Below are 15202 nucleotides of genomic sequence, written 5' to 3'. Positions count from 1 at the left end.
CTCGTGCGGACCGCCATTGTCACCAGCGCACACCGGTGGTGGAGTTCGCTCCATGGCTGAGCAGAGCATCGGGGTGGTCGGGGGCGGCATCGTGGGGCTGGCGGTCGCGCGCGAGCTGACCCGGCGCCTCCCCGGCGCCCGGGTCACGGTGCTGGAGAAGGAGAGCCGGCTGGGCACCCACCAGACCGGGCACAACTCCGGCGTCGTGCACGCCGGCATCTACTACCGTCCGGGCAGCCTCAAGGCCGAGCTGTGCACCCGCGGCCGGCTGCTCCTGCGCGAGTACGCCGCCGAGCGCGGGCTGCCGTACGAGGAGTGCGGCAAGCTCGTGGTCGCCGTCGACCGCGCCGAGCTGGGCCGGTTCGACGCGCTCGAGCGGACCGCCCGGGAGAACGGGGTGCCGGGGCTGCGCCGGGTCCAGGGCGCCGACCTGACCGACGTCGAGCCGCACGCGGCGGGCCTGGTCGCGCTGCACTCGCCCCAGACCGCCATCACCGACTACGTGGCCGTCGCCGAGGCGTACGGGGAGGACGTGGTCCGGGCCGGCGGCCAGGTGCTGCTCTCCACGACGGTGACCGGGATCCGGCGTCGGGCCGGCGCGATCACGGTGACCACCGACGCCGGGCCGCACCGGTTCGACCGGCTCGTGGTCTGTGCGGGGCTGCAGGCCGACCGCGTCTCCCGGATGACCGACGGCGTCGACGGGCCCCGCATCGTCCCGTTCCGCGGGGAGTACATGGAGGTCGCGCCCGCCAAGCGGGCGTTGGTCCGCGGGATGGTCTACCCGGTGCCCGACCCCCGCTACCCGTTCCTGGGGGTGCACTTCACCCGGCGGGTGACCGGGACGCTGGAGGTCGGGCCGAACGCCGTCCTCGGGCTGGCCCGCGAGGGCTACCGGCGCGGCGACCTCGACCTCGCCGACGTCCGGGCCATGGCGACCTGGCCCGGCACCTGGCGGATGGCGTCGCAGCACTGGCGCACCGGGCTGGAGGAGCTGCGCGGCAGCCTCTCGGTCCGTGCCTACATGCGGGCCGCCAGCCGTTACGTGCCCGAGATCGGCGCCGCCGACGTGGTCCGCGGCAAGGCGGGGGTGCGCGCCCAGGCGGTGGACCGGGACGGCTCCCTGGTCGAGGACTTCCGGATCGGTCACGAGGACGGCATCACCACCGTGCGCAACGCCCCTTCGCCGGCCGCCACCTCCAGCCTGGCGATCGCCGAGCACGTGGTCGACCAGGTGCTCCGTCAAGGCTGAGAGGTGCGTCCGCGTCATCTGCTTCACCCTTCTGTTTCCTCGTGGAAACACCAGGGAGACGGACGGGCAACAGTCGCTGCTTAGCGTCCGGACCAGGTCGATCCCCCTCGACCCGTCCTGACAGGAGAAGCGTTTGCGCAACACGTCTCGGAGGTGGGGTCGACTGGCCCTCCTCCCCATGCTGGCCGCGTTGGCGGCCCCCACGGTCCTCCCGGCCTCGGCCGAGCCCGCCGCCCCGGCTCCCCTCACCGCTGCGGACCTTCCCGACCCGATGGAGCGCGGTGACTACACCCCCGTCACCATCCAGGAGACCAAGCTCGGGACGGTCCCCCTGCACGAGCCCGACTCGTCGGGCGCCGCCCCCCAGGCCCGGACCGCCCGCGCGGCCGAGGACATGGAGATCCGCGGTTCGCTCTACTACCCGGCCGACCGCACCGCGCCCTCCCCGGTGCTGGTGCTCGTCCACGGCAACCACGGCTCGTGCGACGCCGGACAGGACACCGCGGCCATGTCGTGCGCGGAGTTCAAGCGCAACGAGGCCGGCTACGCCTACCTCGGCGAGAACCTCGCCACCTGGGGCTACACCACGTTCTCGGTCTCGATGGACCAGCTGATGATGCGCCAGGACAACGCCAAGGGGAAGGGGATGCACCAGCGCCGCCGGCTGATCGCGGCGAGCCTCGACGCGCTCGCCCGGGCCAACGAGCCGGGCGGCCTGCCGGTCTCCCCGACCTCCACGCTCGGCGACACCCTGGTCGGCAAGCTGGACATGACCCGGATCGGCCTGATGGGCCACTCCCGCGGCGGCGACGCGGTCACCAGCTTCATCGACTACAACCGGCAGCGCACCGACGGCCCGCGCTACCCCTTGCGCGGCGTCATCGCGCTGGCCCCGGTCGACTACGAGCGCAAGGCGCCGTACGGCACGCCGTTCATGTCGATCCTGCCCTGGTGCGACGGCGACGTCTCCAACCTGCAGGGCGCGCGGTTCTTCGAGCGCGGCCAGTACGTCAACGGCGACGACCCGTTCCCGCGCATCCAGTCCTCGCAGCTCGGTGCCAACCACAACTGGTACAACACCGTCTGGGCGGCCGACGGACAGGACGGCGGCAACGTCGCCGACGCCGCGTGCGGCAACTCCCTGCCGACCGACAACCGCAACGTGCAGCCCAACAACCTGCGGCTGAGCGGCGGCGCGGCGGCCGACTCCTACGTCATCGACAACTCCGACACCTACAACCCGCTGGTCAACACCAAGATCTCCGGTGACCCGGCGCGGATGGGTGACCAGGAGAAGATCGGGCTCGCCACGATGAGCGCGTTCTTCCGCCGGTACGTCGGCGGCGAGGGTGCCTTCGACCCGTACCTGACCGGTGAGCTCTCCGACACCGAGTCGCACCTGCAGATCCCTGCCTCGGCGTGCCCGACCAGCGACTCCGGCCGGGCGATCGGCTGCGAGGAGCGGGTCTCCACCAGCTACTTCCCCGGCACCCAGGAGCGGGTCGACGTGATCCGCCCCGAGATCCAGGCGCCCCTGAAGGTCAACGCCCTCGGCGGTGCCCTCGAGGGCAAGGGGTTCGTCAACCCGTACCTCGCCGACGGAGGCGTCCCGGTGCCGGCGACCACCAAGCCCGGCTTCGACTGGTGCAACCCCGAGCCCGACGACTTCGCCCCCGCCCAGCTGGGCAAGTCCACCCAGCCGACCGCGGTCAAGCCGTGCCCGCTCCCGGGCAAGGCGGCGCTCGGCGGCCAGAACGGCATGCGGGAGAACTCCCCGGTCAACCACTCCTACGGTCGCCAGCTGGCGCTCGCCTGGGAGGAGGGCCGGACGGCCACCCTGCGGGCCGACATCCCCGCTGCGTCCGCGGACATGAGCGGGCTCGAGGCGCTGGCCATGGGCGCCGACGTCAACTACTTCGACCTGCGCAACCCGGGCGCCGTCGCCGACCGCAGCGGTCAGCCGCCGGTCAGCTACGACCCCGCCTCGACCACGCAGGACTTCGTCATCGCCCTGACCGATGCCGAGGGCAACGAGGGCACGGTCCGCGCGGGTGACGAGCGGTGGGGCAACGCCCTGCACATGTCGACGGGCAACCAGACCGCGCGGATGCACATCGTGCTGGACCAGATCCGGGTCCCGCTGAGCGAGTTCGCCGCCCAGGGCGTCGACCTCGCCGCACTGGACAGCCTGGAGCTGCGCTTCGGCGTGGACGGCACGCCGGCCTCGGGCTCGATCCAGCTCGCCGACGTCCGCTTCCAGGAGTCCGTGGACGCCGACCTGATCCTCTCCGACGGCACCGCGCCGGACCAGGGCGCCGGCTCCGGCCCGACGTCCGGCCCGGACCCGGCCGACCTGCTCGCCGACTACGACGTGACGCCGGGCAACCTCGCGCTGATCGACACCGTCGGCAAGCCGGGCGCCGGCACCAGCTGGCTGGTCGACGACGACCGCGTCCAGTGCCCCAGTGCGGACACCACCTCCATCCAGGAGGCGGTCGACCTGGCCTCGCCGTGGGACACCATCGTGGTCTGCGCCGGGGTGTACGAGGAGTCCTCGACGCCGGTCTTCCACGCCTCCAACCCGGTCGCGACCGGGGCGGTCAACGGCCTGACCATCACCAAGCCGCTGAAGATCAAGGGCGCGGGTGCCGACAAGGTCACGATCAAGCCGGACCAGTCGCTGGGAACGCTCGCGGGCGCGACGCCGTACCTGCGTGACGGGGGCGGCAACGTCATCACCGTCTCGCGCCAGTCGCTGGGCTCGACCGACACCAACGAGCTGTTCGTCGACATCTCCGGGGTCACCGTCACCTCGGGCTCGGTCTGGGCCGAGGCCGGCATCGCGTTCTTCGGCGCGGCCGGTCGGGTCTCCGAGAGCGTCGTCGGGCCGCTGCGCTCCGCCACGAACGCCGCCGAGCTGGCGGAGAACCCGCACGGCTGGGGCATCGTCAAGACCGGTGTGATCAAGGGCGAGGGCCCGGGCACGGTGGAGAACGAGGTCACCGTCGCGAACAGCCGGGTCTCCGGCTACCAGTCGGGCGGGATCCTCTTCGACGGGGCCAGCGGCCCCGACGGCCGGCCGGCGAACACGGCCCGCCGCGGGATCGTCGAGAAGGGCCACGTCACCGGCACCGTGGTGACCGGCCGCCCCAACGCGGTCGTCGCCCAGACCGGCATCGAGTACGCCGCCGGCACCACCGGCTTCGTCCGCAGCAGCCGGGTCACCGGGAACTACTTCCGGCCCGACCCGTCGAAGTCGTACGGCGTGCTCCTGGCCGACGCGGGGACCGAGACGGCCGGCGCGCTGACCGTCTCGACCAGCAGCCTGACCGGCAACGGCTACGCCGTCTACAACGGCAACGCCGACGGCACCGGCGTCCGCGAGGGCGCTCCGGTCGTGGTCTCGGGCAGCCACCTGGGCACCGGCAACCCGGTCGTGGGCGGCCCGGCCGACCCGACCACCGGTCAGGAGGCCGTCTCGGGCCGTGACTCGGCCAACGCCGCCACGGTGACGGTGCAGTCGCGGGCCAGCAGCGTGCCGGCCTCGGTGCCGAGCCGCGAGGGCCGGGTGGCCGACGCCGCCCCGACCGCGCAGCTGGTCGACCCCGGGACCGGCCTGGTGGTCGCCCAGGGCGACACGGTGAACCCGCTGGTGCGCGGCACCGACGACCACGCGGTCCGCTCGGCGGCGCTCTACGCCGACGGCGAGCTGGTCGAGGTCGTCGACTCCCCTCCGTACGCCTTCTCCTGGAAGGCCGGGGCAGAGCACGTGGGCGACGAGGTCGAGTTCACCGCCGTGGTGACCGACTCCGCGGGTCAGCGGACGACCTCGCCGGCGCTCACCGTGACCGTCGCCGAGCCCACGCCGGAGCCGACGCCGACCCCGACCCCGACGGCCGTGCCCACCCCCGGTGCGCCGCCGACCGTGGCCGCGCCGACGGTGGGTCTGGGCAAGACCTCGGCCGACAAGAAGAAGGGCCTCGTCAAGATCCGGGTGAACGCCAGTGGCGCCGGTTCCGTGGCCCTGACCGGCAAGAAGGCGGTCCCGGTCAGCAAGGAGACCACCGGGAGCCGCCAGCTCACGGTGCGCCTCAAGCCCGCCCTGCGCAAGAAGCTCGCGCGCACTGGCAAGGTCCGGGTCGCGGTGACGGTCACCTACACCGACGCCACCGGTCAGAGCGCGACCGCGAGCCGGAAGGTGGTGCTGCGCAAGCGCTGAGCCTCACCGAGCTCACCACGCCGAAGGCCCCAGCGACGAGTCGCTGGGGCCTTCGGCGTGTGGCTCGTCGACTAGTTGAGCGGCCGCACCGACTCCGGCACGCCGCCGCCGCGGTGCACGTCCTCCACCAGCTCCTGCAGGGCGGTCAGCGCCACCCGCTGGGAGAGGGGACCGTAGGAGACCCGGGCGACGCCCAGCTCCTCCAGCCTGGCCAGCGGGGGCACGCCCGGCAGGCCGATCAGGGTGAGGCGCTGCGGGCCGAACGCCTCGACCAGCGTGGCGACCTCCCGCTCGTCGAGCACCCCGGGCACGAAGACCACGGGAGCGCCGGCCTCGAGGAAGGCCCGGCCGCGCGTGACGGCGTCGTCGAGCACCTCGCCCCGGTCCCGGTCCTTGCCCAGGACGAAGGCGTCGGTGCGGGCGTTGAGCACGAAGTCGTCGACGCCCTCGGCGCGGGCGGCCTCCATCACCTGCTCGACCACGCGCACCGCCTCGTCGAGCGGCTTCATCTGGTCCTCGAGGTTGGCCCCGACCACGCCGACGCCGATCGCGCGCCGAACGGTGTCGGCGGCGTCGCAGTACCCCGCCTCCAGGTCCGCGCTCACCGGCAGGTCGGTCGCCTCCACGATCCGGGCGACCTCCGCCAGCATCTCGTCGACCGGGATGTTCTCGCCGTCCTCGTAGCCGCGGGAGGCGGCGATGGAGTGGCTCGCGGTGGCCAGGGCCTGCGTCCCCTCGGTCTGCGCGACCACCTTGGCCGAGATCACGTCCCAGACGTTGACGACCGTCAGCAGCCGGGGCGCCGTGTGCAGGCCCAGCAGCTGCGAGGCCCGGCCCGAGACCTCGGGGAGCGCGCTCACGGACAGCCCCAGATGAGGCTCGCCGCGACTCGGCGCAGCCGCCACGGGAGTCCGGGGACGTTGTCGGCGATCCGGTTGACCACGGGTGGTGCCTTTCTGCTCACGTCTGCTCTCACCGGCGCAGTTGTCTGCGCTCGGCTCGGGCCGCCGAGTCACTCGGCGGCAGCCCGGTCGTACCCGGCCCTCCCGGCACCGAAACGCGGGGCATGAAGCCACGCCGGTCGGGAACGGGAGCCTCGAGCCCGGCACCACAGCAGACGCGGAGGACCGATGACCCAGCAGAGCACCGAGCGGACCAGCGACCGGCAGCACGAGATCGCCCGTGCCCTCGGGGTGGTCGCCGACCTGGACCCGGCGGCGGAGGCCGAGCGCCGGATCGCGTTCCTGGCCGACTACCTCACCGGCGCGAAGGCGTCCGGCTACGTGCTGGGCATCTCCGGCGGGGTCGACTCCACGGTGGCCGGCAAGCTGGCCCAGCTGGCCTGCGAGCGCGCGGGCGGCCGGTTCACCGCGGTGCGGCTGCCGCACGGGGCGCAGGCCGACGAGCACGACGCGCAGGCGGCGCTGGAGTTCATCGGCCCCGACGAGGTGGTCACCGTCGACATCAAGCCGGCGGTCGAGCCGCTGCACGCGGCCACCACGCCGGTCGGCGGCTACCCCGACCGCGGGCAGGCCGACTTCGTCAAGGGCAACATCAAGGCCCGCCTGCGGATGACCGCCCAGTACGCCGTCGCCGGCCGGCTCGGCGCTCTGGTGATCGGCACCGACCAGGCGGCCGAGGCGGTGATGGGCTTCTTCACCAAGCACGGCGACGGCGCCGCGGACGTCACCCCGCTGGCGGGCCTGACCAAGGACCAGGTCCGGCAGATCGGCGTCCACCTCGGTGCTCCGGAGAACCTGGTGCACAAGGTGCCCACCGCCGACCTGGAGGAGGACCGGCCGGCCCTGCCCGACGAGACGGCGCACGGGGTCACCTACGCGGAGATCGACACCTACCTCACCGGCGGACCTGTCTCCGAGGAGGCACGGTCGGTGATCGAGGCCGCCTACGACCGGACGGCGCACAAGCGGGCGCTGCCCGCGGCACCGGTCGAGCTGGGCTGAGAGCGGGGGCACACAGCGGGGGCACACAGCGGGGGCACACAGCGGGGGTCGGACTGACCCGGACCGAGCTCGGGGCGGTCCGGGTCAGGCCGAGCGGTCCAGCGGCCGCCCGAGCAGCGGGGCCACCAGCTCCCTGATCGCGGGGGAGGGCGGGATGCCCAGCTCGTCGCGCAGCATCCGGCGGTAGCCGTCGAACTGGCGCAGCGCCTCGGCCTGGTTGCCCTCGGCCAGGTGCACCTCGATCACCCGGCGGTGGGCGGTCTCCCGCAGCGGCTCGGACTGCACCGCGGCCAGGCCCGCCCCCAGGGCGTCGACGTACCGGCCCTCCTCGCGCAGCCGGTGCGCGCAGCTCTCCAGGGCGTGCAGGCGGCGCTGGCGGTAGCTCTCCCGCTCCACCTCCAGCCACGGGTCGTCCCAGTCCGGCAGCAGGTCCTCGCCGAGCACGGCCAGGTCGCCGTCCGGGAGCGGTCGGTGGCCCACGGGCCCGCAGCAGAGGGACGCGAGCCTCTCGGCCTCCCACAGGTCGACGCTGAGGTCGGGGGAGAGCCGCAGGGTGGTGGTGTCGCAACGCACCAGCTGTCGGCCACGCGGGCGCGGCAGGCGCCACAGCACCGAGCGGAGGTTGGCCGTCGCCTGGCTGGTGCTGGTGTCCGGCCACAGGCGCTCGGCCAGCGCCGCGCGGCGCACCGGCCGGTCCCGGCAGGTCACCGCGACGTGGGCGAGCAGCCGCTGGGCCGAGGTGGAGACCCGCAGCGACTGGCCGTCGTACGTCAGGTCGAACCCACCGAGGAGGCAGAGCCAGGCGGGGCCGGCGGGGAGTGGCCTGGAGGAGGATGGCCCGGCGGAGGATGGCCCGGCGGAGAGTGGCATGGCTGCTCCGGGAGGTAGCAGACGGTCGCCCGTGGTCTCGAACAGGTTCTTCACGTACCCCGCCACGCGAGGGCCATGCCGCGGCCTGTGCCGGAAGCGCGTCGGGCGGGTGGCGGCCTCGTGACGCGACCGTGACGCGGCGGCACGCGCCGGACACACGACCGCCCCGCAACGTGGTCGGTCCACGGGGCGTCCTGGCCCCCGGACCGAGAGGGAACCCCATGTACCGGCACACCAAGCAGCTGCAGTTCCAGGCCCAGCCCGAGCGTCCCGACGCCCTGTTCGCCGCCAAGCTCCAGGAGCTGGTCGGTGGCCAGTTCGGCGAGATGACGGTGATGATGCAGTACCTGTGGCAGGGCTGGAACTGCCGCGTCCCCGGCAAGTACAAGGACATGATCCTCGACATCGGCACCGAGGAGATCGGTCACGTCGAGATGCTCGTGACGATGATGGCGCGGCTCCTCGAGGGCGCCCCGTCGGAGACCCAGGCCCAGGCGGCCGCCGCCAACCCGGCGCTGGCCGCGGTGCTGGGTGGGCAGAACGTCCAGCACGCGATCGTCACCGGCGGCGCCGCGATGCCGACCAACAGCCAGGGGGTGCCCTGGAACGGCGGCTACATCGTGGCCAGCGGCAACATGCTGGCCGACTTCCGGCACAACGTCGCCGCGGAGGCGCAGAGCCGCCTCCAGACCGCGCGGGTCTACCAGATGACCGACGACCCCGGGGTCAAGGAGATGCTCCAGTTCAACCTGGCCCGTGACACCTACCACCAGCAGCAGTGGCTGCTGGGCATCGAGCAGCTGATCGAGGACGGCTTCACCGACGGCCTCGAGGACTCCCTCAAGGAGGAGGAGAAGGCCGAGCAGGCCCGCACGTTCTACTCGTTCACCGAGGGCAGCCGCGCCGGCGAGGGCCGGTGGGCCCAGGGCACCGCCCTGGTCGGCGACGAGCAGCTGGTCTTCGCCGAGGGCGTCCCGCTGACCGACGACATCAACCAGGTCCCCGCGCCCGACCCGCTCCTGTTCGCGACGTACGACGGCAGCATGGGCCCCGGCACGCCGGGCAACGCCGCGGGCTCGCTCAAGCAGGGCGCGGAGAACCTCATGCACAAGGCCAAGGAGAAGCTGACCGGCGAGTGAGCCGGTCGCTCCCGTCCCCGAGGAGGCTGCCGTGATCGAGCTCGTGATCCGCCCGATGGCCGACGCCTTCATGCAGGTCGGCGTCTTCGTCGCCCTGCTGGCGGTGCCCTTCGGCTGGGCGCGCTACCGCTGGGGCCCCCGCTTCGACGCCGCCCTGGAGCGGCACCGCGGGTGGGGGCCCGTGGTGGCGGCCCTGCTGACCGTGCCGCCCGGGTGCGGGGGCGCCATCGTGGTGATGGCGGTCTACGCCCGGGGCGCGGTCAGCTACGGCGCAGCGGTGGCGGCCCTGGTCGCCACCACCGGGGACGCCGCGTGGGTGCTGCTGGCCGCCGACCCGGTGCTGACCCTCCAGCTCAAGGTGCTGCTGGTCGTCACCGGCGTGACCACCGGCTACCTGGTCGACCTGCTCGGGATCGATCCCGCGCAGGGCCTGCGCCCGGTGCCGGGGAGCGGGTCTGCCGCTCCCCGGTCCGGGACCTCGCCGGTCCCAGCCGCCCCGGCGGGCGTCGCTCTTCGGGAGGCTGTGCCGGGGACCGTGCGGGCCCAGGCAGGGGGCCCGGTCCCCGCGCCCGGTGCCGGGTCGCCCGTGGCCGCGCTCGGTGTGCGGGCGTGGCAGGAGCTCGGCGTCCTCCCCGGTGCCCTCTGGCTGCTGCTCGGGGCCGGGCTGCTGGTGAGCATGCCGGTGACCTTCCAGCTGCTCGACCCGGCCGCGGTCGGCGACGAGCTGCTGGGGGGCGCGGACCCCTACCTCGCCCTGGGGGCGGTGGGCACGGCGCTCTGCCTGGTCGGCTTCCTCCGCGACGGCTGCCAGGTCGCCGACGACGACCCCGACACCGCCTCCCCGTCCTCGATGGCCCAGGTGCTGCGGCAGGGCGGCCGCGAGGTCGCCTTCGTCACCATGTGGGTGACCGTGGCGTACGTCGCGTGGGCGCTGCTCTCGGCGACCACCGGGTTCGACGGCTCCCAGCTGCCGCTCTTCGGGGTCGCCGGCGTGCTGGTGGGTGCACTGGTCGGGCTGGTCCCCGGCTGTGCCCTGCAGATCGTCTTCGCCGGGATCTTCCTCAGCGGCGGGATGCCGTTGTCCACCCTGGTGGCCAACTCGATCAGCCAGGACGGCGACGCCTTGATCCCCCTGCTCGCCCTGCGCCGGCGCTCCGCGCTCCTGGCCGCGGTGATCACGACGCTCCCGGCCCTGGTCGTCGGCGGCGCCCTGCTGCTCCTCCGGTGAGGAGCCGACCCTCGCTCGTCCGCTCCCTCCGCACGAGAGGCGACAACATGTTCAAGGCCCGGTTGTCCAAGGCCCAGCTCCACACGCAGACGCACTCGCTGGCCCACTCGCTGGTCCACGCCCACACCCTGACCCAGCACCTGACCCCGACCACCACTCGCATCCACCTGGCGCTGGCCGCGTCGGCCGCCGCCGTCGCGGGTACGTACGGACTGCTGACCGCGATCGCGGTGGTGGCCCTGCTGGCGCTGCGCGAGATCGCCCGGCGCCACGTCGCCCCGTCACCCCTGTCCGGCCCCGGTGCCGGGCCCGACCCGAGGAGGGACTCACATGACGTCACTGGCCATGCAGGACGAAGCGCAGCTCGGCGGTCCGTGGAGCGTGCTCACCCGGCAGAAGCGCGACCACGTGCTGCTTGACCGGCTGCTGGAGGCGCTGCCCCGCACGCCGGGTCCCGAGCAGGACGAGGTGCTCCAGCGCATCTACCGGCTGGTCTTCCCACACGCCTTCGCCGAGGAGTCCGTGCTCTGGCCGGTGATGCGCCGGGTGCTCCCCGACGGGGAGCAGCTGACCCGCCAGGTCGAGGAGGAGCACCAGGAGGTCAACGAGCTGGTCACCCGGCTCGACGGCGACAAGCTGACGCCGGCCGAGCGCGAGGCGGTCCTGGACCGGCTGGTCGAGGTGCTGCGCGAGGACGTCCGCGACGAGGAGGACGAGCTGCTGCCCCGGCTCCAGGAGCGGCTCAGCCGCCAGCAGCTGCAGCGCCTCGGCGTGGCATGGGAGGCGGTACGCCGGATGGCGCCCACCCGACCGCACCCGGTGGTCGCCCGCCGTCCACCGGGCAACGTGCTGGCGGCGCTGCCGCTGACCGTGCTGGACCGGTCCCGGGACCGCGCGGAGAGCGGCGTACGCCGTGGGCCCGAGCCGGTCCGTGAGCCGCTCGCGCGGTTGAGCGGGGCGTTGGCCGCCGGCGCGGGCCGGGTCGAGCGCCTGGGGATCATGCGCCGGGGCGAGGCGCCGACCACCCACGTGGACGAGGCCGGCTGAGCGGACGGGACCGGGGTTGCCCGACGGCGGGTTCAGCGCCGCCGGGCGGCCGCCCAGGCGGCCAGCCACCCGGCCTCGCAGACGGCGTCCTGCAGGTAGGTCCAGCGGATCCGCCCCCTGGGCACGTAGACCAGGTCGATCGCCAGCAGGGTGGCGGCGGTGCCCAGTCCCACCAAGCGGGCCGTGGTGAGCTCGTCGTCCCGTGCGGCCTTGAGCTGGGCGACGCCGACCGTGGTCAGCAGTCCCGCCACCGTGTACTCCAGCCACCGGTCGGTCTTGGGTCCGTAGATGGCCTCGAAGCTCTTGATGCTGAGCAGGGGCCAGAGGCCGCCGATGACGTTGAAGGCGCCCTGGCAGGCGGCCACCTCTCGGGGCGTGGGGCGCCTCATCACGCGCTCCTCGGTCGCCGTACGGCCACTTGCCGGCGGGTGGAGGCGAGGTCGTCGACCATGGACTGCCTGTGCCCCGCCCCGGGTCCTGCCATGCGCCTGCACCCGGACACGGGTGCAGGCGCGTCCCGGATCAGTCGGAGCGTCGCTCGGTCGACTCCGACGCCAGCGGGACCACCATCACCGGGCAGTGGGAGTTGGCGAGCACCGCGCGTGCCCGCGAGCCGAGCCGGGGCGAGATCGGGCCGCGGCGACCGTGGCGGCCGACCACGACCAGGGACGCCGTCTTGGACCGCTCGACCAGTGCGTCGGCCGGCCACTCGTGCACGACCTCGACCTCCAGGTCGGCGCCGGCGTGGTCCTGGCTCGAGTGCCGGAGGTTCTCCAGCGCAGCCCTGGCCCAGGCGCCTTCGGGCTCGAGCAGGTCGTCGTAGGCGCCGGGCAGGTGCCAGGCGTGCAGCAGGCGGGTGCGCCACCCGTGCAGCTCCGCCTCGGCGACGGCAGCCTTGACCACCTCCGCCGGCCCGCCGTCGTCGTGCACGCCGGCCACCACGTCACCCGACGACTCCGGCTCGGCCTCGTGGCCGGCGGGGACGGAGATCACCGGGCAGTGCGCCTGGGCGGCGACCCGCGCCGAGGTCGATCCGGTGACCAGGCGGACCATCCGGTGCACGTGCTGGTGCTGGAGGACGACGCGTACGGCGTCCCGGCTCAGGTCGCTGAGCAGCGCGCCGGCGGCGCCGTACCCGACCACGGAGGAGACCGGGACGTCCCCGGCCAGCTCCTCGGCCTCGGCGGCCACCTCGGCCACGATCGTGCGGCCCAGCTCGGTCCAGTCGTCCTCGAACGTGACCAGCACCGCGCCCGGCGGGGTGGGCGGTGCCGGAGCGACCGCGTGCACCAGGGTGACCCCGGTGCCCAGACGTCGTGCTTCCTCGAGGGCGAACCGCAGGGCCTGGGTGTTCTCGCCCCTGCCGGTGACTCCCACCAGGACGGAACCGGGCATCGCCTTCATCGTGGCCTCCTCGGGCAGATGACGGGCCGCAGGACCGCGTGCCTGCGTCCTCGCTCCCACGTTATCCCTGCCGCCGGCCGCGCCCCCGGGGTGTCGGTGTCTGACTCGTCACCCGTACCGCAAAGACTCTTTGCAAATGCTCTTTGCACTGCCATGATGGCCCGATGGAACGCACCACCGTGACCCTCGACGAGCAGTCGCTGGCGGCCCTGTCGCACCCGCTGCGGGCCCGGCTCCTGAGCCTGCTGAGGATCGAGGGACCGAGCACGGCCAGCGGCCTGGCGGAGCGGTTGGGGGAGTCGAGCGGACTGACCAGCTACCACCTGCGCAAGCTCGCCGACGCCGGCCTGATCGAGGAGGACCCCGAGCGCGGGAGCCGCCGCGAGCGGTGGTGGCGGGCCGCGCACGGGCTGACGGCGTACTCCGCGAGCGACTTCCTCGGCAGTCGCCCGGCGTACCGGGCGACCCAGGAGATGCGCCGCCAGGCCTACCGATGGCAGCTGCGGCTGCTGGAGCAGTGGCTGGCCGAGGAGGCCGAGTGGGACGAGGAGTGGGTCGAGGCCGCCGACTCCAGCGACGACGTGCTCACCCTGACCCCTGACCGGGCGAAGGCGATGACGGCGGAGATCCGGGCCGTGGTCGAGCGGTACCGGGACGAGACCGCCCCCGCCGACGAGTCGGCCGCGCGGGTGCTGTGGCTCCAGCACCTGGTGCCGTTCCGCGGGGAGCTCCCGCTGTGAGCGGCGGCGGGACGTCGCTGACCGGCGAGCAGGTCTACCGCCGGTTCCTGGCGCTGACCGCGCTGCGGTGGCTGCCCACGGGCCTGCTGATGCCGGTGATGGTGCTGCTGGCGCTGGAGCGCGGCCTCAGCCTGTCCCAGCTCGGCCTGGCCGCGGCCGTGCAGGGGCTGGTGGTCGTCGCCCTCGAGCTGCCGACCGGAGGCCTGGCCGACTCGCTGGGCCGGCGTCGCCTGCTGCTGGTGGGCAAGACGATCAACCTGGCCGCGCTCCTGGTGCTGCTGGTCGCGGACTCGGTGACCGGCTTCGTCGTGTTCTTCGCGCTCCAAGGTCTCTACCGGGCGCTGGACAGCGGTCCGCTGGAGGCCTGGTACGTCGACACCGCCCGCGCCCTGGACCCGCGCACCTCCCTGGCCCGCGGGATGGGCGCGCAGGGGGCGGTGCTCGCGGTGGCGATCGCCGTCGGCTCGGCGGGCGCCGGACTGCTGGTCGCCTGGGACCCGGTGCCCGGCGCGGACGCGCTGGTCGTCCCGGTCGTGCTGGCCGCGGTGCTGCAGGCGGGCGCGCTGCTGGCCACCGCGCTGCTCATGGTCGAGGCGCCCCGCTCGGCCGGGCTCGGGTTCCGCCGCCAGCTCGCCGCCACCCCCGGCACCGTCCGCGCCGGCTTCGCCCTGGCGCGGGGCGACCGGGTGCTCTTCGCGCTGCTCGCCGTGGAGCTGTTCTGGGGCTTCGGCATGGCCACCTTCGAGTCGCTCACCCCGGTCCGGCTGGCCGAGGTGGTGGGCGACGAGCGGCAGGCCGCAGCGATCCTGGGCCCGGCACTGACCGGGGTGTGGATCGCCTCGGCACTCGGGTCGGCGCTGACCCCGCGGCTCTGCGACCGCTGGGGCGTCGCGCCGACGGCGGCGCTGATGCGGGTGCTCCAGGGACTCGCGGTGCTGGGGATGGGCGTGGCCGCCGGGGTGGTCGGCCTGCTCACCGCCTTCCTGGCCTGCTACGCCGTGCACGGGCTCTCCAACGCGGCCCACGTGTCCCTGCTGCACGAGCAGGCCACCGACGACGTGCGAGCCACCGTGCTCTCGCTCAACTCGATGGTCGCCCAGCCCGCGGGAGCCGTCGGGATGGTGGCGCTCACCGCCCTCGCCGACGGCACCTCGGTCAGCCTGGCCATGTGCGTCGGCGCCGTGGTGCTGGCGCTGGCCGCCCCGCTCTACCTGCCCGCCTGGCGAGCCGAGCGCAGGCGGGTCGAGGTGGGGGCGTGACCGGTCTGCGCGGCTGGGCGCAGGCGGCACCGCCGCCGGCCGCAGACCAGTAGGGTGCCCCCACCTGACGGTGTCCGAGC

Annotated in this window: 12 protein-coding genes; 8 read left to right on the top strand and 4 right to left on the bottom strand. The window is 73.9% G+C overall.

Features of this window, described 5'->3' with window-relative positions; all coding sequences use genetic code 11:
• Positions 1-52 precede the first annotated feature (52 nt).
• Together lhgO and H8838_RS18435 are read left to right on the top strand one after the other, a co-directional pair.
• Complete coding sequence (gene lhgO, locus H8838_RS18440) at positions 53-1252, top strand: L-2-hydroxyglutarate oxidase (protein ID WP_181312076.1); 1200 nt, start codon at positions 53-55, stop codon at positions 1250-1252.
• 178 nt (positions 1253-1430) lie between these two features.
• Positions 1431-5471, top strand: a complete 4041-nt coding sequence (locus tag H8838_RS18435) for an alpha/beta hydrolase (protein WP_185994388.1) — start codon at positions 1431-1433, stop codon at positions 5469-5471.
• A 71-nt stretch (positions 5472-5542) separates the two neighbouring features.
• On the opposite strand, the gene H8838_RS18430 is transcribed toward H8838_RS18435, so the two are convergent.
• Positions 5543-6331 (bottom strand): isocitrate lyase/PEP mutase family protein, encoded by a 789-nt coding sequence (locus H8838_RS18430; RefSeq protein ID WP_185994389.1) that lies wholly within the window; start codon positions 6329-6331, stop codon positions 5543-5545.
• A gap of 270 nt (positions 6332-6601) precedes the next feature.
• On the opposite strand from H8838_RS18430, the gene nadE reads away from it, so the two are divergent.
• On the top strand, positions 6602-7435 hold the full coding sequence (gene nadE / locus H8838_RS18425; protein ID WP_181312073.1) for an ammonia-dependent NAD(+) synthetase: 834 nt from the start codon (positions 6602-6604) through the stop codon (positions 7433-7435).
• Between the two features lie 84 nt (positions 7436-7519).
• Here the strand turns inward: nadE and H8838_RS18420 are convergent, their stop codons facing one another.
• On the bottom strand, positions 7520-8359 hold the full coding sequence (locus tag H8838_RS18420; protein ID WP_191465639.1) for an AfsR/SARP family transcriptional regulator: 840 nt from the start codon (positions 8357-8359) through the stop codon (positions 7520-7522).
• 167 nt (positions 8360-8526) lie between these two features.
• On the opposite strand from H8838_RS18420, the gene H8838_RS18415 reads away from it, so the two are divergent.
• From H8838_RS18415 to H8838_RS18405, 3 genes are all read left to right on the top strand, one after another.
• The gene (locus H8838_RS18415) at positions 8527-9444 is read left to right on the top strand and encodes a manganese catalase family protein (protein ID WP_181312071.1); all 918 of its coding nucleotides are present in this window, start codon (positions 8527-8529) and stop codon (positions 9442-9444) included.
• A gap of 31 nt (positions 9445-9475) precedes the next feature.
• The gene (locus H8838_RS18410) at positions 9476-10672 is read left to right on the top strand and encodes a putative manganese transporter (protein ID WP_185994391.1); all 1197 of its coding nucleotides are present in this window, start codon (positions 9476-9478) and stop codon (positions 10670-10672) included.
• A 330-nt stretch (positions 10673-11002) separates the two neighbouring features.
• A complete protein-coding gene (locus H8838_RS18405; RefSeq protein WP_181312069.1) occupies positions 11003-11719 on the top strand; it encodes a hemerythrin domain-containing protein in 717 nt (238 codons plus the stop codon).
• A gap of 32 nt (positions 11720-11751) precedes the next feature.
• Here H8838_RS18405 and H8838_RS18400 read toward each other — a convergent pair whose 3' ends face one another.
• The gene (locus H8838_RS18400; protein ID WP_181312068.1) at positions 11752-12108 is read right to left on the bottom strand and encodes a hypothetical protein; all 357 of its coding nucleotides are present in this window, start codon (positions 12106-12108) and stop codon (positions 11752-11754) included.
• 133 nt (positions 12109-12241) lie between these two features.
• Positions 12242-13123, bottom strand: coding sequence for a universal stress protein (locus H8838_RS18395; RefSeq protein WP_181312067.1), 882 nt, complete (start codon positions 13121-13123; stop codon positions 12242-12244).
• Positions 13124-13287: 164 nt separating this feature from the next.
• Here H8838_RS18395 and H8838_RS18390 point away from each other — a divergent pair, with 164 nt between their 5' ends.
• Both H8838_RS18390 and H8838_RS18385 read left to right on the top strand, forming a co-directional pair.
• Positions 13288-13863, top strand: a complete 576-nt coding sequence (locus H8838_RS18390) for a winged helix-turn-helix domain-containing protein (RefSeq protein ID WP_185994392.1) — start codon at positions 13288-13290, stop codon at positions 13861-13863.
• Entirely contained in the window at positions 13860-15122 is a 1263-nt protein-coding gene (locus tag H8838_RS18385) for an MFS transporter (RefSeq protein WP_185994393.1), read from the top strand. Before H8838_RS18390 ends, H8838_RS18385 begins: the two co-directional genes overlap by 4 nt.
• Positions 15123-15202: the final 80 nt, after the last annotated feature.

Source organism: Nocardioides campestrisoli (genome assembly GCF_013624435.2).
GTDB classification, from domain to species: domain Bacteria; phylum Actinomycetota; class Actinomycetes; order Propionibacteriales; family Nocardioidaceae; genus Nocardioides; species Nocardioides campestrisoli.
This window is presented reverse-complemented; position numbering and strand designations above follow the sequence as displayed.